The sequence below is a fragment of the Altererythrobacter chaiwopuensis genome, from assembly GCF_054957735.1.
Genome location: NZ_JBTXJF010000002.1, coordinates 438,154 through 460,926, shown reverse-complemented (window position 1 = coordinate 460,926; position 22,773 = coordinate 438,154). Strand labels below are relative to the sequence as shown.

At 57.1% G+C, this 22,773-nt stretch carries 12 protein-coding genes and 3 pseudogenes; 6 read left to right on the top strand and 9 right to left on the bottom strand.

Going from position 1 to position 22,773, the window contains the following annotated elements:
• Positions 1-20: 20 nt before the first annotated feature.
• The 4 genes and pseudogenes from ACX3VQ_RS11430 to ACX3VQ_RS11415 all read left to right on the top strand — a co-directional run.
• Positions 21-3,464: a pyruvate carboxylase gene (locus ACX3VQ_RS11430; protein WP_462581189.1), complete on the top strand. Its 3,444-nt coding sequence runs from the start codon at positions 21-23 to the stop codon at positions 3,462-3,464.
• A gap of 314 nt (positions 3,465-3,778) precedes the next feature.
• Positions 3,779-4,486: pseudogene (locus ACX3VQ_RS11425) on the top strand (IS6 family transposase).
• A 214-nt stretch (positions 4,487-4,700) separates the two neighbouring features.
• Positions 4,701-7,514: an autotransporter domain-containing protein gene (locus ACX3VQ_RS11420; protein ID WP_462581188.1), complete on the top strand. Its 2,814-nt coding sequence runs from the start codon at positions 4,701-4,703 to the stop codon at positions 7,512-7,514.
• Positions 7,515-7,588: 74 nt separating this feature from the next.
• Positions 7,589-7,894: pseudogene (locus ACX3VQ_RS11415) on the top strand (IS6 family transposase); the annotation flags it as partial.
• Positions 7,895-7,942: 48 nt separating this feature from the next.
• On the opposite strand, the pseudogene ACX3VQ_RS11410 reads toward ACX3VQ_RS11415, so the two are convergent.
• The 9 genes and pseudogenes from ACX3VQ_RS11410 to ACX3VQ_RS11370 all read right to left on the bottom strand — a co-directional run.
• Positions 7,943-8,224 (bottom strand): annotated as a pseudogene (locus ACX3VQ_RS11410) (DDE-type integrase/transposase/recombinase); the annotation flags it as partial.
• Between the two features lie 900 nt (positions 8,225-9,124).
• Positions 9,125-10,690 (bottom strand): L,D-transpeptidase family protein, encoded by a 1,566-nt coding sequence (locus tag ACX3VQ_RS11405; RefSeq protein WP_462581187.1) that lies wholly within the window; start codon positions 10,688-10,690, stop codon positions 9,125-9,127.
• A gap of 179 nt (positions 10,691-10,869) precedes the next feature.
• On the bottom strand, positions 10,870-11,196 hold the full coding sequence (locus ACX3VQ_RS11400) for a hypothetical protein (RefSeq protein WP_462581186.1): 327 nt from the start codon (positions 11,194-11,196) through the stop codon (positions 10,870-10,872).
• A 47-nt stretch (positions 11,197-11,243) separates the two neighbouring features.
• On the bottom strand, positions 11,244-11,426 hold the full coding sequence (locus tag ACX3VQ_RS11395) for a CsbD family protein (protein ID WP_462581185.1): 183 nt from the start codon (positions 11,424-11,426) through the stop codon (positions 11,244-11,246).
• A 107-nt stretch (positions 11,427-11,533) separates the two neighbouring features.
• Complete coding sequence (locus ACX3VQ_RS11390; protein ID WP_462581184.1) at positions 11,534-11,722, bottom strand: Thivi_2564 family membrane protein; 189 nt, start codon at positions 11,720-11,722, stop codon at positions 11,534-11,536.
• Positions 11,723-11,771: 49 nt separating this feature from the next.
• Positions 11,772-11,918: a lmo0937 family membrane protein gene (locus ACX3VQ_RS11385; RefSeq protein ID WP_462581183.1), complete on the bottom strand. Its 147-nt coding sequence runs from the start codon at positions 11,916-11,918 to the stop codon at positions 11,772-11,774.
• Between the two features lie 468 nt (positions 11,919-12,386).
• Positions 12,387-16,793: a chemotaxis protein CheB gene (locus ACX3VQ_RS11380; RefSeq protein ID WP_462581182.1), complete on the bottom strand. Its 4,407-nt coding sequence runs from the start codon at positions 16,791-16,793 to the stop codon at positions 12,387-12,389.
• 437 nt (positions 16,794-17,230) lie between these two features.
• Positions 17,231-18,553 carry a sigma-54-dependent transcriptional regulator gene (locus ACX3VQ_RS11375; RefSeq protein ID WP_462581181.1) on the bottom strand — a complete coding sequence of 441 codons (1,323 nt, stop codon included), beginning with the start codon at positions 18,551-18,553 and terminating at the stop codon, positions 17,231-17,233.
• Positions 18,550-20,220: a sensor histidine kinase gene (locus tag ACX3VQ_RS11370; protein ID WP_462581180.1), complete on the bottom strand. Its 1,671-nt coding sequence runs from the start codon at positions 20,218-20,220 to the stop codon at positions 18,550-18,552. The genes ACX3VQ_RS11375 and ACX3VQ_RS11370 overlap by 4 nt, the downstream gene beginning before the upstream one ends.
• A gap of 210 nt (positions 20,221-20,430) precedes the next feature.
• Between ACX3VQ_RS11370 and ACX3VQ_RS11365 the strand changes: the two genes are divergently transcribed.
• Together ACX3VQ_RS11365 and ACX3VQ_RS11360 are read left to right on the top strand one after the other, a co-directional pair.
• Positions 20,431-21,822: a dicarboxylate/amino acid:cation symporter gene (locus ACX3VQ_RS11365; protein ID WP_462581179.1), complete on the top strand. Its 1,392-nt coding sequence runs from the start codon at positions 20,431-20,433 to the stop codon at positions 21,820-21,822.
• 80 nt (positions 21,823-21,902) lie between these two features.
• Complete coding sequence (locus tag ACX3VQ_RS11360; protein ID WP_462581178.1) at positions 21,903-22,760, top strand: alpha/beta hydrolase; 858 nt, start codon at positions 21,903-21,905, stop codon at positions 22,758-22,760.
• The last annotated feature ends 13 nt before the right edge of the window (positions 22,761-22,773 follow it).

Here is a 22,773-nt window from a genome sequence, read left to right as displayed (position 1 = left end):
AAGTAGGAGGGCTTGTTAGGGTGTTTGGCAAGATACTCGTCGCCAACCGTTCAGAAATCGCGATCCGGGTTTTTCGGGCCGCTGCCGAATTGGGAATTGGCACGGTCGCGATTTATGCCGAGCAAGACAAGTTGTCGCTACACCGGTTCAAGGCAGATGAAGCCTATCGCCTCGATCCGAAGAAGGGACCGATCGAAGCCTACCTCGCTATTGACGACATTATTCGCATCGCGCTGAAATCCGGCGTTGATGCCATCCATCCAGGCTATGGTTTGTTATCCGAGAATCCCGACTTTGCAGACGCTTGTGCCGAGAACGAGATAATTTTCATCGGACCTCACCCAAACAGCATGCGTAGTTTGGGGGATAAGGTTTCGGCCCGACAGATTGCCATTGCGGCTGGGGTTCCAGTCATTCCAGCCAGTCAGCCACTTCCTGAGTGCCAAGAAGATGTGCGCTCTATCGCCGCCGAGATGGGCTACCCGCTAATGCTCAAGGCAAGCTGGGGCGGGGGCGGGCGCGGAATGCGTCCCATTCATGACCCCTCGCAGTTGAGCAGCGCAGTCGAGGAAGGGCGGCGCGAGGCGAAGGCTGCCTTTGGCCGGGACGAGGTATATCTCGAAAGACTGATTTCCGACGCGCGTCATGTAGAGGTGCAGCTTCTAGGAGACAGGCAAGGTAATCTGGTCCACTTGTTTGAGCGTGATTGCACGATCCAACGCCGGAACCAGAAGGTTATCGAGCGAGCTCCGGCCCCCTATCTTGACGATGCTCAGCGTGCCGATATTTGCGAGGCGGCACTCAAAATCGGGCGGCATGCCCGCTATTACAGTGCTGGAACAGTGGAATTCCTGCTCGACCGGCAAAGCGGCGAATTCTACTTCATCGAAGTCAACCCGCGGATACAAGTCGAGCACACGATTACCGAAGAGGTGACCGGGCTCGACATCGTAAAGGCGCAAATCTGTATCGCGGCCGATGGAGCCATCGGCTCTCTCGACCAAACTGGCATTCCAAGACAGGCGGATATCGAGCTTCGGGGACATGCTATCCAATGCCGGGTCACGACCGAAGATCCGCAATGCAATTTCATTCCCGATTATGGAAGAATTAGCACCTATCGTGGCGCCTTCGGCAATGGGATACGGATCGATGGTGGTACCGCCTATTCCGGCGCGGTCGTCACCCGATACTACGACCCGCTACTGGAGAAGATCATTGCTTGGGCACCGTCTGCGCAGGAAGCTCAGGCGCGCATGCTGCGGGCGCTGCGTGAATACCGTATTCGCGGCGTAGCCACAAATCTGCCGTTCCTTGACAACTTGATTAGCCACTCCGCCTTTGCCGAAGCTGATTACAATACAAGGTTTATCGACAGCCATCCTGATCTACTGGCGCCAAAGAGGCGGCGAGATCGGGCAACTCGGCTACTGACCTATATAGCAGATGTAACGGTCAACGGTCATCCCGACGTGGCAGGGCGACCGGTGCCTTCCACCGTCGACATTGCCCCGGCTCCTCCAGCTCTCGATATCAAGCCCCCTCCCGGCACCCGGCAATTACTCACTGAACTCGGGCCGGAAGGTTTTGCTGACTGGCTAAGAAGACAGCCGCAGCTGCTCGTCACGGACACGACTATGCGTGATGCTCATCAGTCGCTTTTGGCCACGCGTATGCGTTCGATTGACATGGAACGGATCGCGCCTGATTACGCTCGAGCATTTCCGCAGCTACTTTCGCTCGAATGCTGGGGCGGGGCCACTTTCGATGTTGCCATGCGCTTTCTCCAAGAAGATCCGTGGGAGCGCCTCTTCTCGATACGCGAGAAGCTGCCTAACATTATGACCCAGATGTTGATCCGCGGCTCCAATGCGGTGGGTTACACCAATTATCCCGACAACGTAGTCCAGCACTTCATCCGCCAAGCGGCGGAAGGCATCGATATCTTTCGCATCTTTGACTGCTTCAACTGGGTCGAAAATATGCGAGTTGCGATCGATACTGTCGCCGAGTGTGGCAAGATCGCCGAAGGGACCATTTGCTATACTGGCAATTTCTTGGACCCGCAGCGCCAGAAATTCAGTCTTGGATACTATTGCGAAGTTGCCGAGGCGCTCGATGCAGCTGGATGCCACCTGATCGCAATCAAGGATATGGCCGGGCTATTGACACCGGAAGCCGCTCGACGACTGATTTCTGCACTCCGCAACGTTACCGACAAGCCTCTGCACTTGCACACCCACGATACCTCTGGCGCGGCGGCGGCCACGTTGATCGCGGCCGCAGAGGCAGGGGTCGACGCGATTGATACTGCAATGGACAGTTTTTCCGGACAAACTTCCCAGCCCTGCTTAGGCTCGGTCATACATGCTTTGCGACATGGTTCGCGTGACACCGGTATTGACGAGCACCAGGTGATCCGTTTCAGCGCCTATTGGGAGACGGTTCGCGCGCAGTATGCGGCCTTTGAAAGCGATCTGCAAAGCGGTGCGTCAGAGATATACCTGCACGAAATGCCTGGCGGGCAGTTCACCAATCTTAAAGAACAAGCCCGGGCAATGGGTCTTGAAAAGCGCTGGCACGAGGTCGCGCAAGCCTATCACGATGCCAACATGCTCCTCGGCGACATCGTCAAGGTGACACCTTCATCTAAAGTGGTGGGGGATCTCGCTCTCACTATGGTGTCCCAGAATGTGTCTACCGAAGATATCGAGAGCGGAAAGCAAGTGATCGCTTGGCCTGATTCTGTTAAAGGTATGCTCCGTGGTGACCTTGGACAGCCATACCTCGGATTTCCGAAGGCTATCCAAGATTTGGCGCTTGGTGATGAGCTTCCATACACTTGCCGTCCTGCTGAGCGCCTGCCTCCCGCCAATCTACAATCTAAGCGAAAAGAAATTGAGGAGATGTGCGGTCGGGAAGTAAGTGAGTTTGAGCTGGCCAGCTACACGATGTACCCGCAAATCTTTGCCGGCTATGCAAAGGCACGCAAGAAATTCGGTCCTGTTGCCCAACTGCCAACAAGAACCTTCTTCTACGGTATGCTGCCGGGGGAATCTATCGCAGTGGAGCTAGAGGCTGGCAAAACACTAAACATCGTGCTCCTCGCCATTGGCGAACTCAACGACAAGGGCGAGCGAAAGCTTTTCTTTGAACTCAATGGCCAACCGCGCACGATCAGAATGCGCGAGAAGAGTGCAATCGCGGGGCGAGAGGCCGTGCGGCTCGCAGATGGAGACAATCCAGCGCATGTTGGTTCGCCTATGCCCGGGGTGGTGTCGATGATCGCAGTTTCTGACGGGCAGAAGGTGAAAAAGGGAGATGTAATCCTTTCAATCGAGGCAATGAAAATGGAAAGTACCATCTCGGCGCCAATCGACGCCAAAATTGCGCAAGTATTTGTAAATGTTGGTGAGGCTGTCGAGGCCAAGGAGTTGCTTTGTATTTTAGAGACTGGCGAATAGGCAAACGTGGTTCAGTTCAGGTGGGATCACTGTCAGAACAAGAAACCTTTCAAGTCGACCCCGCGATAACCGCAATGAGGCTCTGTCATGAGCACTCGGCCGATTGCTGAATTTTTCTCTTCCAAGGCGCAGTCGGCAAGACTTTCCCCTGAGGGTTTCCCTCAGGGGATTTTTTTGAGCGGGAAGCAGGCCTAGTTCAGCCTAGAGGAGACGAGTTAGTATTAGACTGACAGCACCGCCAGCTAGTCTCGGCCTATCCTGACGGTGCTGTCAAAGGGATGGCGGGTCGGTGAGCAGGTTGCTACCCGGAGCGGATGAGCAAGACTGAAAATCCGTTCCGATATTTCCACTCATCGCCAGAAGTGATCCGCATGGCGGTGATGCTGTATGTCCGGTATCCGCTGTCGTTGCGGAACGTGGAAGATCTACTCTTCGAGCACGGGATCGACATTTGCCATGAAACCGTGCGGCTGTGGTGGAAAAGGTTCGGTCCGATGTTCGCAGAGGACATAAAACGGCAGCGCATAAGCAGAATGATGGGCTTCACCTAGTGCCGCTGGTATGTCGATGAAGTCTTCGTGAAGATCAACGGCGAGACCCATTACCTTTGGCGCGCGGTCGATCACGAAGGCGAAGTCCTGGAAAGCTACGTCACCAAGAAACGGGACAAATCTGCGGCTTTGGCGTTCATAAAGAAGGCGCTGAAGCGGCATGGCAGTCCGGTCGAGATCGTTACTGATGGGCTCAGATCCTACCCTGCCGCACTCAAACAACTGGGCATCGAGGATCGTCGGGAAATGGGCCGTTGGCTAAACAACCGGGCTGAGAATTCGCATCTGCCGTTCCGACGAAGAGAGCGGGCCATCTTGCGATTTCGGCAAATGAAATCGTTACAGAAGTTCGCGTCGATCCACGCGAGTGTGTACGACCATTTCAACTCAGAACGCCATCTCATCGATAGACAAAGCTACAAGACCCGCCGCTCAGCCGCCCTTGCAGAGTGGCAAAACCTCATGGCCTGAACGTCGGTGAGGGTAGGGATGGCTGCGTCAGGTGGAGGAGAGTTATCGTTAGCCTGACAGCTCACTCCGGTGACACCTAACCATTATTGCGCATTTGCCCCAAGATAAAACTTCCTAGTTATCATAAAAATAGATGGCATTCCGTATATTCCGAGGCTGCCTAGAACATAAAAAAAAGAACAAATGCATCTCATCACATAACGAGAGATGATAAATGAAAAATTTGATTAAAATTCCTGCCGTCCAGTCATCGGCTTTTTCACACATAGCGCTACGATCAAGTTCAGCTGCTGGAGCGATAGCTTTCGCAATATTTGCTTTGCCCTCTGCAGCTGTGGCGCAAGATGAATGCGGTCTCGCTCCGGCTGGCAGCAGCACGGTCACCTGCGAGACGGCGGACAATCCCTACCCTAATGGCGTGACCTATATCGCACCGCTCGATGATCTGACTATCGTGCTTGAGGACGGCGTTGTGATCGACACGTCCGGCGGACTCAACCCGGGTGTGCAGGTCCTGGGCAATGGCGCTACAGGTATCACCGTTCTGGGTGGCACGAACACGGCCATCACAACCGATGCGCAGGGAGCCTTCGGCGTACTCGGCGCGACTACCTCTGGGGCCTTGAGCCTGACCTTGGATGACATCACCACAACCGGAGACAATGCCAGCGGCATATTCGCTACATCCGAGAGCGGGCTGGTGACAGTCAATGTGAATACCATATCGACGGCGGGCGCAAACGCCGATGGGATTAATGTTCTGGCGATGTCGGGCCCGGCACAAGTTGATGCCGGATCAATCTCGACCTCGGGCATAGGTGCTGACGGCATCTCCGTCGCTGTGGTCGGCGGTGAAATTAATGTTACCACCGACAATGTGGCCGTAACGGGCGCCGAACCGACCGCCATTATGGCCATATCGGACACAGGTGACGTGAACGTCACAAGCACCGGGTTGGTTGTCGCCAGCGGCCGCAATGGCGGCGGCATCTTCGCTACCTCCAGCACCGGCGATGCCAATGTTGTCGCCAACAACGTCAGCACAGTTTCGACCCTGGCGATTGACATCGACAGCGGCCGCGCAGCAATTTCGGCAACTGGTGCCAATGCCTCAGTTCTTGTGACGGGTTCCGCCGAAACCAGCGGGACAGGCTTTGCAGGCGCTGCTCCGGCAACTGTCTCGGCAACCGCCACTGACGGCAACGCTAGTGCCATCGTGAACAATGTGGCTGCGAGCGGCGATGGCGTCAGCGCGTTGCTGGTCACAGCAACGAATGATGCAACAGCTACGCTTAATGGTCAGATCGAAGCATTCGGTGCTGATACCAATGCCGTTATCGTCGAAGGGGGAAACACGGCCAGCGTGACGCTTGGTGCCAATGCCAATGTCTTTGCAGCAGATGGCGACGGCATAGTTCTTATCTCAGCCAACGGGAGCACGTTGAACAATGCCGGCATCACCGCCGATAACAGCAACGGTTTTGCCGTTGCAGCCTTTGGTGGCCCACTCACGATCAACAATTCCGGTGTGCTGACCAGCGACATCCTGTTCACAGCAGGCTCTGACAGAGTGAACAATGCAGGGACCTTCATTGTCGATGCAAATCCCGATTTCGGCGGTGGTTCAGACATATTCAACAACAGTGGCACGGTCAGTTTCGCTTCCGGAGCCACAACCCCGGTTTCGCGCACATTCATTGGTTTGGAAACGTTCAACAACACGGGTGGATTGATAGAGCTACGTAACGATGTTGCCGGCGATACGCTTACGCTGCCAGGCACTTTCAATGGTTCGGCAAACAGCGGGCTCGGTTTGGATGTCGATCTCTCGGGCAGCGGGACCGCTGACACCCTGATCATCGGGGGAGCCGCGACCGGCTCAACTAGCGTTTTGATCGACTATTCTGGGTCTGCTGGTCTCAACTCGGGTGTGGTTCTGGTGGATGGCGGGACGGGTACACAGGCAGATGCGTTCACACTGGACGGCGGGAGCCGTAACTTCGGCCTCATCGAAACCGATATTGTTTTCGACGGTGCCAACAATAACTTTGTGCTGGTTGGCGCGCCTTCAGCTGCGGTCTATCGCACTGCGGTCTTTGTCGAAGGTGCACGCAACCTGTGGCACGTTTCGGCAGATGCCTGGTCGGCGCATCTGCGCGGGCTTCGCGACAGTGCCTGGGGTAGCGGCGCAGGTGGGGCGGGTGGACGTCTCTGGATACAGATGCACGGCGCACTGGAACAGCGTGATAACGTTACTTCGGTCAGTAATTTTGGCATGAACCGCACTTTTGATGTCGGCTATGATCAGGATTATTTCGGGGGCCAGCTCGGCTTTAACTTCGGGGGTTCAGCGGGAGAAAATGGCAACTTCTCGTTTGGCGTCACCGGCGGCTATGTGAACTCCGAAATGCACTTCAATAATGTCGCTGATCGCACCTCCTTCGATGCGTTCAACGCCGGGGTCTATGCGGGGGTCAATTCAGGTAGTTTGTTTGCCAATGTTCTGGCCAAATATGACTGGATCAAGGCGGACTCGACCAGCGTGATCGGACAGTACTCTGCCGACTTTGATGGCAACGCCTATGGTGTGAAAGGTGAAGTCGGTTTCCGCCTCGGATCGGATCGCTTCTTCCTCGAACCGGTCGCATCGATCGCCTATGTTCGTACCGATCTGGATGATCTGAACGTCCAAAGCTCGACGATCGAATTCTTGGATGACGATGGCCTGCGCGGCAAGCTGGGCGCGCGGATCGGTGCAAGCTTCCCGAGCGCGCGTTTCAATACCGTGGTTCTCTATGCGGGCGGCAATTATGTCCACGAATTTAAGGGGGATGACAGTGTCGCATTCACCAATAATGGCCAGACAGTCCAAATCGATAACCGCGCGATGGGCGATTATGGCGAGGGCGTTCTGGGAGTGAATATCGGTGCGCCTGACGGGGTCAGCGGCTTTATCGAAGCCAATGGCGCCAAGGGTAGTAACTTCAATGCCTATGGCGCGCGCGCCGGACTGCGCATCCGGTTCTGATCGTTAGATGAATTGAACCAAAGGGTGATGTCAAAGGGATGGCGGGGCGGGGGGATGGACTGCTGCCGGACCGGATGAGCAAGGCTGATAATCCGTTCAGGTACTTTCAACTCCTCGCCAGACATCATCCGCATGGTCATGATGCTTTACGTGCGGTATCCGCTGTCGCTTCGAAACGTCGAGGACCTGCTCTTCGAGCGCGGTTACGACCTGTGTCACGAAACCGTTCGACTCTGGTGGAATCGGTTCGGGCCGATGTTCGCGGCCGACATCAAGCGACAGCGCGTGTTGCGAATGCGTGGTTTTCGGCACTGGCGCTGGCACCTCGATGAGGTGCCAGCGCCAGGGTCAACGGCGAGCGGCACTACCTGTGGCGGGCATCGTCAAGTTAACGGCCGCGGGGTGCGGCAATGCGGCGTCGTTCCAATTCATCCATTTGCAGCGGGTGCGGCATTCCACTCCTCGATTGCGCGGTTCCTCAAGGTTCGCATTGTCTTTCGTGAGGTGAGATGACGCCGGATGTTGAACGTGTTGTAGATCGCCGGGTGGGTTGAAACGAAACGCTGAGCCTGTCCCTGCAACTTGAATAGCTGCATCTTTCGCTCGCGCCTGCGGACGGGCAAATGTGAATTCTCGGCGCGATTGTTTTCCTGCAACCGACCGGGTTGGTGCAGGGCCAGTGCGCCTAGTTCGCGTAGCGCTGCCGGGTACGAACGAAGCCCCGTCCGTCACGATGGCCTCGGGCACGCAGCCTTGACGCTTGAGCATTTTCAGTAGCAATTTCAGCCCGGTCGCCTTGTTCCGCCGCTTCTGAACCTGGACATCGAGCACTCCGCGCCGGAAGCGCCCGTAACCAGCCCCCGGCAATGCCAGGACGCATGACGAGGCGCAGCTTGAAGTGTTGATGGGCTCGATCCGCGCGCCTGGCTTTATCAATCCGGTTCTGGTCGATGAGCAGGGCGTGATCGTTGTCGGCCTTGGCCGGGTTGAAGCGGCGCGGCGGCGGTCGGGAATTAGAGAGGTTCCCCCTCCTGCAGATCAAGGGGCTAACCCCTGACGAATTGCTGCCTGCCTCCCGGCCGAAAACAGGTCAGCTGGCAAGATTGCCCGGGCGCAGGTGGCGGGGAGGGGTGGGAGGGAGCCAGTCGCGCCCGGGCAAAGGGGTGTGGAGTTCTATGTCGCAAAATGTAATCGCGCCCGGTCGGCACCGATAGAATCGGAATCTACTTACGGCTAAGCGCGAGAAGCATCCAACCGAAGGCAAATATCCAGCATTGCCGGGTTGGCGCAGCGTCGCTTGTCGTACCCGCTGTACCACTTCGCGCCTGCGATTCTGGCTGAAACGCACACCCTATTGCGGATTGGCGGGCCTATGATCTTCCGGTTGCGCCCATGCCAATCGCACCAATGAGCACCGCTGCGTGCGTTACCGATCCCAACACCGGCGAATGGAAGGCTTCACGCACCGCAATGGGCGGTATCGGGGATGCCGCGCCCAGCTATATGGTCGGCGGTGCAGCCAGTGGTGTCAGCGGATTCCAAATGGATAAGCCGATCCGTGAGCCAAAAGTACAAACTGCTGGTTCAGCTTTCGATGACAGTATGAACCCTCACGGCCAAATGGCATTGCCCCGCGCGCCGAATTTATTGTCAGCATCCTTACCAAAGCCGAGCGCCTCTGCCACTGCGACATTCCAGCCATATGGATCGGTTCGGTAGGTCAGCTTATTGGCGTGATCGACATAGACAGTGCGGTAATAAAGCCGAACAGGGATTTCTGTAGGAAGCTCAACGAATTTCATCGAGCGGGCGGCTTGTGCCTTGGACCATCGGACGGTGATGCCTTGATGTTCGGCGAGCATTCTCGAAAACCCCAAAGCATCGCTGACACGCACACAACCATGGCTCAATTGCCGCTGTTGCAGGTCGAAAAGCTTTTTTGCAGGCGTATCATGCAGGTAAATCGCAAAGTCGTTTCGCATGTCGAATTTTACCAGGCCAAGTGAATTGCGCGGCCCCGATCCCTGAACGATCCAGCCGTTACGCCAGGTCATGTTATTGCGCCGGAAGTATGCCGCGCTTTTGCCTGCCAACTCACCTCGCTGGATCGACTTTGGCACCGTCCATGTCGGATTTGCAACCAGACGGAACAGGGAAGTCGATATTTGCGGAGTTTCCGTGCCTGGTTTGCCGACAACAACCTTGCGATGGTCAACCAGTTTGCCATGGCGGAAATAACTGAGTTCAGCTGCCGCTACATTAACGTCGATGCGCGTTGAAGGTGGGTCACGTGCCAGCCAACGCAAACGTTCCATGGCAACAGCAATCGATCTTGCGCGATCGCCTGGCCGAACATTGAGAATAGCTAAGGTGTCCGCGCCGATAACGCCGTCATCCCTTATGCCGTAATCCTGCTGGAATTCCTTAACGGCCATGACGATAGCTGGCTTGTATATGTCTTGTTCGCCGGCTTGTGACCGCGAAGAGGCGGCAGGCTGTGGTTGGATGGCCAGATAGCTGTTATCAACCAGCGCGTGCACAATCTGCTGGATGCGTGGATCTCGGTCGCCAGGCCGGATCAGGCTTCCACTGGCGACTTGTCCGCTGATCTCCTCAGAAGCTGCCTTGCGTTGCTGCTTGTAGGCATCTGCGAGCACACGATACTCGGCCGTATCTGGCGCAAGGCTATCCAGCCACGAAACCATCCGGTCGTCTCGAACTGCGGCAAGCAATCCTCGGCTCAGGTCTATCTCGGGCCGTTCAATGGTATAGATGGCGTGCAGTTTTTCCGGATTGACCAGACCGTGCGCCAATGCTCCCGCGAAATTCAACGCAGCACGGGTCAGCGCAATCTCGCGCTCTGCTTGGGAGAGCTGCCGCAAGTCGGGCAAGAAGTTCAGTCGGTCCAGCCCGTGTGCAGACCGTTTTTCCAGAGAACTTACAAATGCCTGTTCCGCACGCGGCGACCAGAGCGAAACCCAGCCTATGCCTGCATAGAGATCACGTACAATTGGCTCCTTGGCTTCTGCCTGCAAGGCAGAGGCTGCAATGCTAGGCGGTATGCCGGACAGCTGCGATGCACCTTCAAGCGCATCGGCTCCGTCCGGCTCGGCGCCACTGCAACTTCCGTTAAGAACAAGGGCGACTGGCAAGATTGAAACCAGCCAAAATTTCACAAGCTCATCCTTTTGTCAGAGCTGCTTCAATGAGCATCTCCGACGTCGGCCAGTTTCCGGGAATGTCGAGCATGCACGCACCAGCGGTCTCGGCGCTGCCGCCGAATTGCGAGATGCCACTTAAGCTGCAGTACTTCGCCAGACGGCTAGCCGCGCCCAATTGAGCGACAACCATGCGCTCAGCTGGCCGCGTTCCTGTGGTTTCGACGGGCGGAAATCAGCCCAATCACGGTTGCTGTTGCGGCAAGCGCCGCTGCAATCGACGCGATCGGATGCCGCCTTACTTTCTTGCTGGCTTGCCGTGTGACGGACCTGGTTGCACGAACCGCCTGCTTGCCCTGCTTTTCCACCATCCGCGCAACGTCAGCGGCAGCGCTGGCCAACACCGCGCTCGCGTCTTCCGACAAGCCCTTGGTGAGTTCGGCTGCTTCGCGCAACGAGCGCGCCACAGCGTCAAGCGCAGGCTCGACATAGTCCGGCGTCTCATAGGTTACTGATTTTGACATGGTAACTTCCTTGCAATTGGCTGTGATGCGGAGGCGGGTATTCGGGTCTATAGCTTATCGCCAAACGCGCCCTTGACCGCACCCGCCAACTTCTGCGCCTTGCCTTTGCTTTGTTGCTTTGCGCCCTTCGCAATCAGGCCGGGTTTGTCGGCTTTCCGACCAGCGGCGATCTTGGCCTTGCCGATCGCTTCGTTAGTGGCGCCCTTGGCCTTGTCGATGAATTCACCCATGTCTATTCTCCAATAAATCGCGCAAGTTATGCGCGGATAACGTAGTAAAAAGCCCTACGTACAATTAGTCGCTAAATGTATTTCAAGCTAAAGTATGTAATTAGATATCAAGAAACATTTATATTTCCCAGAGATCCCAGCACTCCAAAAGCCTGTAGCAGCCAAAGAACGACGGCGATCACAACAACTATGTTGAGTATGTTTTTGATCTTGCCGTCCATCGGCACGTAAGTGTTGATCAACCAGAGAAGTACACCAACAACGATGAGAACAACTATGACGGAAACTAGAGACATGTTTAACCCTCCCGATATTTCAAAGCGTGAATAATTGACTGGCTGATCGTCAGGTGTTTCGTCCGCGGAAAAAGTTCAGCAGGAAGATGACGAGCGCGATAACCAGCAGAAGGTGAATGAGCCCGCCCATAGTATAGGAAGTGGCAAGCCCAAGAACCCACAGAACCAGCAGCACCACAATGACCGTGTAAAGCATTCGCATTCTCCTTTCTTACAAGCGTCAACCGCGCCAGGTTTCAGCTATTCCCCAGCTCTGGCTGCGGCATCGGCCTTGCGGGCCCTTGTCGAAAGGCGAGGAGCCATCACACGGCTCGAAATTCCACCCCTCGCCAGAACCGGAAGCACCAGAACCAAAAAGCCAGGTTCTCCATTTCAGGCGCGACTGTTGCCCTGACCTGATCGCGGTCGATTGGATCGTCATTCGATCGCCAGCGTCCACGGTACGGGTGTTGGCCCTCGCGGTAGCCACGACACATGCAAAAGACCTGCGCATGATCCAATTCCGCAAAAGGTGGGCGCTCGATCGAAGCCTAGTAGAACTAATGTTTCGGTCGAGCGCCCTAGGCTCGGGTCGCAGTTCCGATATGGGAGATTCCAGTCCAGGTAATAAGCCTCGGAATCTACGGAGGTCGGAGCCCGGTAAGGGCACCAGGCTTTGCGCGGGTCAGCCCTGGCTTGGCGGTCCCGAGAGCGCGACCCGGACCAGATCGGGTATAGTGCGCACGTCAAGCTTGCGCATGATCTGCGCGCGATGACTTTCAACGGTACGCTGGGAGATTTCTAGGTCAGCGGCAATATTCTTGCTCGCTTTTCCGGCAAGAACCATATCCAGCACAATCTTTTGCCGCGGAGTCAGGGTGGCCATGCGCGCGGCCGTTTCAGTGGAGCGCTCGCCCTGAGGCAGGCCCTGCGAAACGCTGGCAGTAGCCCGCTTGATGCTTTCGATGAGTTCCCTGCGGCTGACCGGTCGCTCGATAAAGTCGCTCGCCCCGGATCTCATGGCTTGCACTGCCATGGCGATATCTCCGCCTCCGGTTATCAGGATGGCCGGCACCGGGTCGCCTTGCTGGCGAAGATGCTCGATCAGCGCAATCCCGCTCATATCAGCAAGGTTGGTATCGACAATCAGACAACGGTCACGCGCGCCTGCGGGATCTGCCAGAAAGGCCTCGGCGCTGGAATAGCCACTGACCGATAGATTTTCTTGCTGCAGCACGGCGCAGATTGCTTTCTGCCAGGCAGGATTTTCCTCGACTACGCAAATGATCGGGGAGGATTGCTCATCGCTCTGCGCTTCACTTGCATGCTGCGTGGACGGGCGGGCCGGGGCGAGATCCCTGATCGCGGCATGAAGCGCGGACGGAGCAACCGGCTTGTTGAGAAGAATGCCGTCAATGCGCCCGATTTCTGCCAGCGCTTCCTTTGAGATGTCCCCGGTCAAAATGATGCCGGGCACATCTTCCTTCAGCTGCTTTCTTATACCCGCCAGTACTTCAAGTCCCGAAATGCCACCAGGCAGGCTGTAGTCGGTCAGCACGATCTCGGGCGTGAGCACTGCCTCGCCAACCATTGCCAATGCAGTCTGACCGTCCAGCGCCGGCAGTATTATATGGCCTGCACCAGTCAGCAGCCGGTCCAGCAACTCGAGCAGATCGGGATCGTCTTCAACAACAGCAATGATACATCCGGGCGCATCGGCGATCTCAAGCGGGCTTTGCGCATCAAGTTCGGCGGGGGCAGGCAATTGCCGCTGCGTACCGTTCGGCACCGTGATCGAAAAGACCGAACCCTTGCCGGGCCATGACCGGACCTCTATTTTATGCCCGAGCAAATGGGCCAGCTCCCGAACGATGGTAAGGCCAAGCCCGAAGCCGTGTTTCCTCTCCCGCGCGGCATTATCAACCTGATGAAACTCGTCAAAAATCTTGGTTAGTTCGGTAGCCGCGATGCCGACACCGGTATCCCACACCTCAATTCGCGTTGAGTCACCGGAACTTCGGCAGCCTATCAATACCTTGCCCTTCAGCGTGTATTTGAAAGCGTTTGCCAGCAGGTTCCGCAATATGACTTCAAGCAGGCGCGGATCGCTGCTCAATATGGCGGAACTTGGCATAACCCGCAGCGCCAGGCCCTGTGCTTCCGCAATCGGAAGGAATTCTACCTTAAGCCCGCTAAGGGTGTTCGAGACCGGAAACTCGCAGATATTTGTGTCGATCACTCCCGATTCGATCTGATTTATGTCCAGCAGCGAATCGAGCATGACTGACATCGCTTCCAGCAACTTGTCGAATCGTCCGACAAGCTCGCGCTCCTTGTCCCCCTCAACGCTTTGCAGCAGCAGTTCCTGGACAAGTTTGAGCGACTGGAGCGGTTGGCGAAGATCATGGCTGGCCACGGCAAGGAAGCGGGATTTGCCGCGGTTTGACTGATCGGCCTGGCGCCTCGCCTCTTCCAGAGCCGCCGCAGTATTCCGGCGATCGGTGATATCAATAAACGTGATGACCACCCCCTCAACCCGATCATCGTGGGTGCGATAGGGAAAAATGCGGCGCAGGAACCACAAGCCGCTTTCTGCACTGACTTCGCGCTCAAGCGTGTTCTGGTCACGTAGCACTAGCCGCGCATCGGCCAGCAGATTGTTGTCGTCGGCCTGGGAATGAAGGTCAGACAGCGGTCGCCCGAGATCGCCGGGGATCACGTTGAAGAATGTTCTTGTAGCCGGCGTAAAGAAACGGATGCACAGATTCCGGTCCAGGAAGATTGTTGCGACATTTGTGCTGTAGAGGATGTTTTGCAGGTCATCCGAAGCCGTCCTCTGCCGATCGAGAGTTTCCTGCAATTGACTATTCAGAGCAATCAATTCTTCATTCAGAGACTGTAGTTCTTCCTTAGATGTAAGAAGTTCTTCATTGGTTGACTGGAATTCCTCATTGACAGAAAGCGCCTCGTCATTGATCGCCTTTTGTTCAAGCACCAGCGCATCCCGGCTCTGGATCGCCTTCCGCAGTTCCACATTTGCGATTTCAAGTTCGCGTTCCAGTTCGACTATCCGCGCCCGGCTTTCGTCATCGATGACATCCGGCTCGGCCTGATCGGCTTCCGTTTGTTCAACGAAGCTGATCAGATGCAAAGCTTCATCACCGCTCATGACAAACCGCACATGAACGATGAAGCGAATAGGCTCGCCTTCGAAAACCGTCTGGCACACGCGTGTTTGAGACAAGGGGCTGGTCTTGTCCGACCGGCCGATTGCATAGCGAAGCTTGGCCCGCAGTTCGGGCGGCACCATCTCCAGAATATCGAGCGTAGGTGGCCCGGAGGCGACCCGCAAATACCGGCCTATCGGCCCTATCGAGTAAATACATTGGCGCTGGCTGTTGATCAGCAGGCTGGCGGGGGCGAAGTTGTCTATCACCAGATCGCGGCACAGATCGGCGAACGTAGCTTGCCGCGACAGCTGCTGCCTGCTCTCCTGGATGCTCAACCTGGGAATGCTCTCGACAAAGCTCAGTGGGAAACCGGGTTCGCCAACCCGGACTTGTGCAACATGTTGGTAAATTCGCTCTGCCTTATGCAGGACTTCAAACTTGTCACCTGCACTGCCGGGCGTTTCGGCCAGGCCGAGCAACAAAATCCCTTTCTCACGTAGCCCAAAATGGAACAGCGAAACGACCTTCGCTTGAGCTTCGGGCTTCAGGTAGATCAGAAGGTTGCGACAGGATATCAGGTCCATCCGTGAGAAGGGCGGATCACGTATTACGTCGTGAACCGTGAAGACCAGTGATCCGCGCAGGCCAGGCATTACTCGATAGCTATCATCTTCTTGCACGAAATAGCGTGCGAGCCGATCAGGGGGGATCTCCTCCTTTATGGAGAGCGGGTATGCGCCTTCTCTCGCGGTCGCGATGGCTTGCGGATCAATGTCCGAGGCGAAGACCTGAAGTTTGATATCGCGCCGGGAGGCCATGATCGCATCGCGGCAGATCATGGCCAGCGAATAGGCTTCCTCGCCCGTACTGCATCCGACCACCCAGACTCGCAGTGCCTGGTCCGTTGCGTGGTCACGGATCAGATCGGGTAAAACCTCCCGCTCGAGACGCTCGAAAACCGAAGGATCGCGAAAGAAACTGGTAACGTTGATCAACAAGTCATCGGCCAGCAGATTGCATTCTGCGTCATTGCCGGCCAATTCTTCACGGTACTTCTCAAACGCATTTGTTGGCAGGCCACACAGGCCTATTCGGCGCTGTATGCGCCTTTCAAGCGTTCCGCGCTTATAGGCGCTGAAATCCTGACCAGTCTTTTCCTGCAGCAGGGCAATGATCGCCTGAATTTCGGCCAGATTATCCTTCTGAACAACATCAGTTGAAGTTGGCGTGGTTGTGCCGATCTGCCTGGCAATACTCGCAAGCTCTGAAGGTATCCGGGCCAGAGGGGCAACCGCGTCAACAAGGTCAGTCAGGATCGCGCTGCGCGGCATCCCGTCATATTCAGCCTCTTCAGGTTCCTGTACAACGATGTGGCCGCCGCTCTTTTTCAACTCTGCAAGGGCGCCGCTGCCGTCCGAACCGGTGCCGGAAAGAATGACGCAAACAGTTCGTGAACCGCACTCGTCCGACAGGGAACGGATGAGGAAATCGATCGGCAAACGTGCGTGATTGCCGTTGTGCGGCAGCGAGAGATGGAGCACGCCGAAACGAATTCCGAGATAACGGCCCGGAGGGCATAGGTAGACCTCGCCCTGCTCGATCGGCATGCCTTCTTCTGCTTGCCTGATCCGCATCCGCGTATGCGTGCCAAGCAGTTCGGCCATCTGGCTTTCGTGGTTGGGGTCGAGATGCTGAACCAGAATGAAGGCCATGCCGGGATCATCTGGAATGGCATCGAAAAGTTTTGCTGCCGCATCAAGCCCGCCTGCGGAGGCCCCGATTGCGACTATGGGAAACTTCGGCGCAGACGCACCCTTTGTGCCTGCCAGCTGGCTCGTTCCCAAATCGGATCGTTTTGCAGTACGATTGCCTTCCTTATCATTCTTGCGGCCGGGCCGGTCAGGATGGCTATCTGCTTTCATAATTCGCTTATCCTAGCAGGTAATTGCCAATGTTCTACTATGTAAAAGCTCACCGACTGACATGGTTCCAAAGTAAAGTATCACCTTTCGATCTGTCCCCCCCAAAAAAACGTCACAGCGCAAGGGTACTTTCAAAGCAAGCAAGCCGGAGCGGATGAGCAAGCCCTTGAACTCATTTGCCTTCTGTCACTCGTCGCCTTGCAGTAAACGAACCTGTCGGTAACGATGGCCTCACCGTCCTTGTAGACGGTTTGCCACAATAATATTCGCTTGCCAGCAATGCGAACCTTCACTTCGTCCCGCCGTTTGCAGCCGACATTAGGGGCAGTTACGCCAAGTGGTGAGCGGTTAACGTCGGACTGACAGCATCCTGGCAGGGAAACTCGCCTTGCTCGTTCTGTCGCGCACTGAGCAAAGCTTTCAGCAGCCCGCCGCAGCTATTGTCTGTAATCCCGCGGCTTAAGGTCATAGCGCGCCAGTTTGTCGTAGAGTGTTTTGCGCGGGATCTGCAACATTGCCTGGAGAGGCGCGACATTGCCACCGCATCGGCGCAGCGCATCGTCAAGCAGCGAGCGCTCGAAATCGGCCACAATCTGCTGCAATGGGCGTGGGCCCGAGAGCGGGAGAGGCCGCGGTTCGAGCGAAGACAGGCCAAGCACGAAGGCCCGCGCATAACCACTCAACTCGCGCAGGTTTCCGGGCCAGTCGTGCGTCTGGATGTGGCGCCATTCTTCTTCGCTGATCCCGCCCGCTTCATTCTCGAGTTCGCGCTCATGCACACGGACGAAATGGCGGAATAACTCGGCAATGTCCGAACGTCGTTCCGCGAGCGTTGGCAGGGTAATGCGCACCGCTGCAAGGCGCTGTTCAAGCTGGAGGAGTTGCGGCGGTGACAGATCCTGGGCATCCGGATTTCTCGCGAGCAGAATCCGGACGTCGAGCTTGCGGGCCCGATCAGCCCCGATGGGGATCACCGAACGTCTGTCGATCATCGCCAAAAGCCGGGAATGGGTCTGGTCCGAAACGAAGCGCAGCTCATCGAGAAACAGGGTCCCGCCGTTTGCCCGTTCCAAGAGACCGGTCCGTGAAAGACCTGCCGATGGCTCACGTCCGAACAGCAGAAGGTCGGCATCCTCATGTGCGAGTATGCCCGCGTCGATCGTGACGAATGGCCTGCCCCTGCGCGGGCTTGAATCGTGGATCAAGCGCGCGGTGAAACTCTTGCCAGTGCCAGCTGCCCCTTCAATGAGGACATCGATTTCGGATCGAGCCACCGCTTCGATCACGGATCTCAGCTTTTGCGCTGCCTCGGACGAGCCAAGAACCGAGGCATCGGATCGTTCGCCGAGTTCGCTGCGCAAGCGTCGGTTCTCAAGCACCAGGGCCCTTTTTTCGGCAGCGGACCTGACTGAACGAACAAGTTCGACCGAGGAATAGGGCTTGGTCAGGAAGTCAGAGGCTCCGTCCTTCATCGCCTCGACCGCCATTTCCACATCGCCATGCGCAGTCGTGAGAATAACGGGCAATTCTGGGTCCACCTCGCGCAGGCGCGAGAAGAATTCGAGACCGTCCATCCTGGGCATGCGTATATCACTCACTACAACCCCGGGAAATTCGTTCGTGAGGGACTTCAGCGCAGTTTCGGCATCGCTGTAGGCCCGCACTTGTACTCCCTCCAGGCTCAGCGCCTGCACCGTTGCTTCGAGCAGTGATTGGTCATCCTCGACAAGCACGACATCGAGATGGGGCAACTCGGTCATGCCCGTGGAATCACCATGGTGAAGCGTGCGCCGGCCTTGCTGCTCTCGGCCCTGAGGTCACCGCCAAGGCTGCGCATGATGTCTTGCGAGATGACGAGCCCCAGGCCGAGGCCTTCTTCCTTCGTCGTCGCAAAAGGCTGGAACAGGTTTGCCCGCACCTCGTCACTTATGCCGTGCCCCTCATCTGTGACTGCAAGAAGGCAGTAATCCCCCTCAGACGCCAGTTCGATCGCGATCCTGCTGCCGGCTGGGGAGGCATCCAGCGCGTTCTGAAGTAGGTTTACCAATACTTGCTCCAACCGGACATGCTCTGCTTGAACCAGGGTTTGCGCCATCTGGGGATCCGGCCGTGACACCGTCGCACCATGGCGTTCGATCCTGTCGCGCAACAGCAGAAGCGCCCCGTCGATCACCTGTGCGAGTGGCATCTCCCGCGGCTCTCGCGCCCCGCGTCGGCTAAAACGCAGCAACTCTTCGGTGATCTGCCCGATTCTGGCCGTCAGCCCCACGATCTTCACGAAATTATCGGCGGCGGCGGTGTTTTGGCCCTTTTCAAGCAGACGCGCCCCATTCTCGGCAAAGACCCGCATCGCGGCAACCGGTTGCCTGATCTCATGCCCAATTCCGGCTGTAACCTGGCCCAGCGTGGCCAGGCGGTTGGCTTGCAAAAGCTGATCGCGCAGTGTTGCGGTTCGTTCAGCCAAAAGCGATTCCGCCTGCGCTTCGCGGCGGCCATGCCACCACAACAGCAAACCCAGGGCTCCAGCCGCCAATATCAATCCCAGCAGGACCAGCAAGCGTCCGTTGGCAATCGCAGCGGCAAGGCTGGGCGCCGGATCGACCATCAGGTGCAACTCCCACCCTTCCGGCGAGATCGGCTGGCTCATCTCGATCAGGGAAGTCGGCGAGCGTCCACGCCGTCTCGCCGCAGGCAGCATTGGTTCGAGCGATGATTTGCCGAAGCGCAATTCATCCTGCGCCGGATCACGGACCCCCATGGCTGCCGGACGCGTAGTGCGAAAGCGCCATTCCGGGTTGCTGGTGATCAATACAACCCCATCGGCGTCGGTAACGAATACACCCTCTTCCACTCCACGCCAGCTTTGCTCGGTCACATCGAATTCAACCTTCACCGCGACCACTCCAAGCGTCGACGCTCCCGACTGAACACGCTGCGCGATGTAGAGACCGGGACGGCGGCTTACTGTGCCCAAGGCAAATTCACTCGCGGAACCATGCGCGATCGCTTCGGAAAAATAATTCCGGAATCCATAGTTCGAACCGACGAAACTTGATGGCAGGCTCCAGTTGCTTGCTGCCAGCGTGAGTCCTTTCGTGTCCATAAGATAGATCGCAGATGCACCGGTCTGGTCGGCAAGATCGGAAAGTCGGCGATTTAGGACGGCCCGCTGGCGCCTGTCGCCAGCGAGCAGCGCTCGCACCTCGGGGTCGACCGCGAGGACGCGAGGCACCAGGCTGAACTTTTCCAATTTGCTATCCAGGCCCGCCGCAAGGATCGCCAAATTTCTTTCCGCAGCCGATTTGGTTTCGGCCAGCGCCGAGGTGCGCATCGTTTGGTCGACGGCCAACATGGCAAGCAGGGCTATGAGGATCATCGCCACACCGGCAATGCCCCGCAAATACCAGCTACCGAATCTCTGGCCCAAAACCGCCTCCTTGCCTCAAGCGCTTGTGCGAAATATCGCACCGAAGTCAAAGGTAATGTGCGGAATATCGCACAAAATAACTCGGACCACGTTTCAATACATTGATTTTGAATATGAAAATATATCCGGCGCCCGGACTTGTCGTATTCGCAAACCTGACTAGCCTTTCCCTGGGCAGAGCCAAACTTGGCCTGTGGAGGGGAACGTTTGATGGGGTTGCAGGATAGCATCGCGCAAAAGCCGGATCGGCCCGCGCCGAGAAAACCGATCTACCGGCAACTCTATTTTCAAGTGCTCTCGGCAATCTTGCTGGGCGCAATCGTCGGTCATGTGTTTCCCGAATTCGGCGCTGCCCTGAAACCGCTTGGCGATGGCTTCATCAAGCTGGTCAAGATGATCATCGCACCGGTGATATTCCTGACCGTCGCTACCGGGATCGCCGGGATGCGCGACATAAACTCGGTCGGGAGTGTTGCCGGAAAGGCCTTCGTCTACTTCCTGTTCTTCTCGACCCTGGCGCTTTTCATCGGACTGGCAGTGGCCAATATCGTACGCCCCGGGGAGGGGCTCGGAATCGATCCGGCATCGCTCGATGCGGGCGCTGTCACCAGTTACACCCAATCTGCCGAAGAGCAGAGCATCACCGGATTCCTGCTCAATATCATACCTGAGACCCTGTTCAGTGCCATGACGGAAGGAAAAATCCTCCAGGTGCTGCTGGTCGCAATCCTGGCGGGCGTGGCCATTGCAATGACACGCCCGCACAGTGATCTCGTGCTCGATGTCCTCGGGTCGCTCAGCGAGATCATCTTCAAGCTTGTACATATGTTGATGAAACTCGCGCCAATCGGCGCTTTTGGCGCCATCGCATTCACGATCGGTGAATTCGGCATCGGGTCACTCGCCAATCTCGCCACGCTGATCGCCGCATTCTATCTTACCTCTTTGCTGTTCGTGCTCGTGGTGCTTGGATTGGTCGGCTACTTCGCTGGTTTCTCGATCTTCTCGCTCATCCGGTACTTGCGCGAGGAGCTGCTGCTGGTGCTTGGCACCTCGTCCTCCGAAGCGGCACTGCCGAGCCTGATGGAAAAAATGGAGATCGCCGGCTGCCGCAAGACCGTGGTGGGGCTGGTTGTCCCGACCGGATATTCCTTCAACCTCGATGGAACCAATATCTACATGACACTTGCTGCACTGTTCATTGCACAGGCAGTGGGCGTGGATTTGAGCTGGAGCGAGCAACTGGCTCTCGTGTTCGTGGCAATGATCAGTTCGAAGGGGGCCGCTGGCGTGACTGGCGCCGGCTTCGTCATCCTCGCCGCCACTCTGTCCGTGGTTCCCTCGGTTCCGGTCGCCGGAATGGCACTGATACTCGGGATCGATCGCTTCATGAGCGAGTGCCGCGCACTCACCAATTTCATCGGGAATGCCGTGGCTACTATCGTGGTTGCCCGATGGGAGGGAGCGCTCGACCGGACGCGGCTCGCCGCCGCAATGGCCGGAAACCCGCTGCCGCTGCCTGAGGAAGATATCGAACGCCACGAGCGAACCGGCCCGCATAGCGAGGCGCTCGCCGCCAAAGTGGCAGTACAAGACGCGTGATTTCGCGCCGTGCCTTGATCTCGACCGCTGCGGTCATTGGGTCATACGCCGGTCTTGCTGGATGGGCACCTTTGCGTGCCATGGAGCAGGAGGAAATCCCGCTTTGGCCGGGACGCCCCCCGGGCAGGGGTGGCCCCACCGGGCCAGAAAAGGTCGGGGGCCCTGGATCGGGCTATGGCGCGGTTTCCAACATCTCGGTGCCGCGGATGCGCGTTTACCGGCCTTTGCGGCCCAATGGCAGTGCTGTACTGGTGTGCGGCGGCGGCGGCTATTTCCGCATCCAGTTGTGGAAGGAAAGTACGCCGGCGGCACAGTGGCTGCAGGAACGCGGCTTTACAGTGTTCGAACTGATCTACCGCCTACCTAATGACGGGTGGGATGCGGGGGCTCCATTCGCCGATGCCCAGCGGGCCATGAAGATCATCCGCTCGCGGGCGAAGGAATTCGGCCTGCGCACCGACCGGATCGGGGTCATGGGATTTTCCGCGGGCGGGCATCTTGCAGGCTTCACTGCCTTGCAGCCTGAAAGGACCTTCTACCAAGGGGCAGACCAATACGAAAAGGTCAGCTCGCGCCCCGATTTCAGTGTGCTGCTGTTCCCTGTGGTGTCGCTGCGCGAGCCGTTCGACAACACCCGTACCCGGCGCGAAATCATTGGCCGCGAGCCATCCATGGATGCGCAGAGGGAATGGTCGCTCGACACCCATGCGAGCGCCGAAGCGCCGCCGACGATCATCTTTTCCGCTGCTGACGACCCGATCACTCCGCCCGCGCACGGGATCACATTGTTCGAGGCGTTGCGTGCCAAAGGTGCTCCAGCTGAGCTGCACATTTTCAGCGAGGGCGGTCATGGCTGGGGCCTGGGCGAGCCGGACCAGGTCATCAGCCAGTGGCCAATGCTCTTCGCCAAATGGTTTGATTCAACTTTGGGACAGTGAATTCGGGAGGAAT

Excerpts from the sequence above, each read along its gene's own strand:
- ACX3VQ_RS11420 (WP_462581188.1), top strand. The coding sequence starts at position 4,701 with ATGAAAAATTTGATTAAAATTCCTGCCGTCCAGTCATCGGCTTTTTCA.
- ACX3VQ_RS11375 (WP_462581181.1), bottom strand. The coding sequence starts at position 18,553 with ATGACCGAGTTGCCCCATCTCGATGTCGTGCTTGTCGAGGATGACCAA.
- ACX3VQ_RS11385 (WP_462581183.1), bottom strand. The coding sequence starts at position 11,918 with ATGCTTTACACGGTCATTGTGGTGCTGCTGGTTCTGTGGGTTCTTGGG.
- ACX3VQ_RS11360 (WP_462581178.1), top strand. The coding sequence starts at position 21,903 with ATGGAGCAGGAGGAAATCCCGCTTTGGCCGGGACGCCCCCCGGGCAGG.
- ACX3VQ_RS11380 (WP_462581182.1), bottom strand. The coding sequence starts at position 16,793 with ATGAAAGCAGATAGCCATCCTGACCGGCCCGGCCGCAAGAATGATAAG.
- ACX3VQ_RS11365 (WP_462581179.1), top strand. The coding sequence starts at position 20,431 with ATGGGGTTGCAGGATAGCATCGCGCAAAAGCCGGATCGGCCCGCGCCG.
- ACX3VQ_RS11395 (WP_462581185.1), bottom strand. The coding sequence starts at position 11,426 with ATGGGTGAATTCATCGACAAGGCCAAGGGCGCCACTAACGAAGCGATC.
- ACX3VQ_RS11400 (WP_462581186.1), bottom strand. The coding sequence starts at position 11,196 with ATGTCAAAATCAGTAACCTATGAGACGCCGGACTATGTCGAGCCTGCG.
- ACX3VQ_RS11390 (WP_462581184.1), bottom strand. The coding sequence starts at position 11,722 with ATGTCTCTAGTTTCCGTCATAGTTGTTCTCATCGTTGTTGGTGTACTT.